Source organism: Adlercreutzia murintestinalis (genome assembly GCF_943192905.1).
GTDB classification, from domain to species: Bacteria; Actinomycetota; Coriobacteriia; order Coriobacteriales; family Eggerthellaceae; genus Adlercreutzia_A; species Adlercreutzia_A murintestinalis.
In genome coordinates this window covers 1-1,076 of sequence record NZ_CALPCC010000055.1, presented here as the reverse complement: position 1 = coordinate 1,076, position 1,076 = coordinate 1, and the positions used below count along the sequence as shown (strand labels likewise).

At 59.1% G+C, this 1,076-nt stretch carries 1 protein-coding gene and 1 pseudogene; both read right to left on the bottom strand.

Annotated elements, in window-relative coordinates:
* Window positions 1-744: pseudogene (locus NFR19_RS08890) on the bottom strand (IS3 family transposase); the annotation flags it as partial.
* Window positions 723-1,022, bottom strand: a complete 300-nt coding sequence (locus NFR19_RS08885; RefSeq protein WP_251213433.1) for a transposase — start codon at window positions 1,020-1,022, stop codon at window positions 723-725. The gene NFR19_RS08885 and the pseudogene NFR19_RS08890, both read right to left, overlap by 22 nt.
* Between the last annotated feature and the right edge of the window lie 54 nt (window positions 1,023-1,076).

Below are 1,076 nucleotides of genomic sequence, written 5' to 3'. Positions count from 1 at the left end.
CAGCTCCCGCTTCAGGGTCTTGAAGAAGGACTCGGCGAGCGCGTTGTCCCATGGGTTGCCGGGCCTTGACATCGACTGGGCTATTCCGTGGGATTCCAAGCAGCGCTGGAATGCGCGGGACGTGTACTGGGCACCCTGGTCGTCGTGGAACACGAGGCTGAAGTCGGCAGGGGGATCCTCCCTGCCGACCGCTTGCTCAAGCGCGTCCACTGCGAGCTTCTCGGTGATGCGCGCAGACATCGACCAGCCGACGACCTTGCGGTGCCACGTGTCGATGACGGCTGCAAGGTAGAGCCAGCCTTCAGCGGTGTTGATGTAGGTGATGTCGCCCACCCAGAGGCGGTTGCGCGCATCCACCTCGAACATGCGGTTGACGAGGTTGACGCGCGGATCTCCCATCTCGACTACCTTCGCCCTGCGGTGCTTCCTTGTCGTGCCCTTGCCCTGGAGCCCCAGCTTCCGCATGACGTTCAGCACGCGCTTCTCGCTTACCACGATGCCGTCTTTCCTGAGCTCGCGGTTGATGCGACGATGGCCGTAGCGGCCCTTGTGGAGCTCGAACTTCTCCACGACGAACCCCTCCAGCGCCTCGCGCTCTATCTGGGCATTAGATTTCCTCCGCTTGATATAGTCGTAGTATTCGGACCTCGAGACCTTCAGGGTCTCGCATGCCTTCCTGATGGAGCCGAACTCGCCCCTATGCGCCTTGAGGAACTCGCATCTCACGCATGGTCTTGACTCAAGAAGGCCCGGAAATTTTTTAGCAGCTCGTTCTCTTGCTCGAGCTCCTCGACCTTCTTTTTGAGCTTGACGATCTCGTAGTCCTTGTTGACCTTAGGGCTGCCGTTGCCAGGGAATGCCGCCTCTCCCATCTCCTCGTACTCTTGCGCCCAGCGTCTGAGCGTCGAGTCCTTGATGTCCAGCTCTCTTGCCAGGTCGACGACTCTCATCTCGCCGCTTAAGACGGTCTTTGCCGCAGCTATCTTGAACTGCCTGTCGTACCGCTTCCTTCTTCGGGTCATATCGAACACCTTTCACCCTTAACTTGGTGTCCGATTTACCTTACCCTCTCCAAA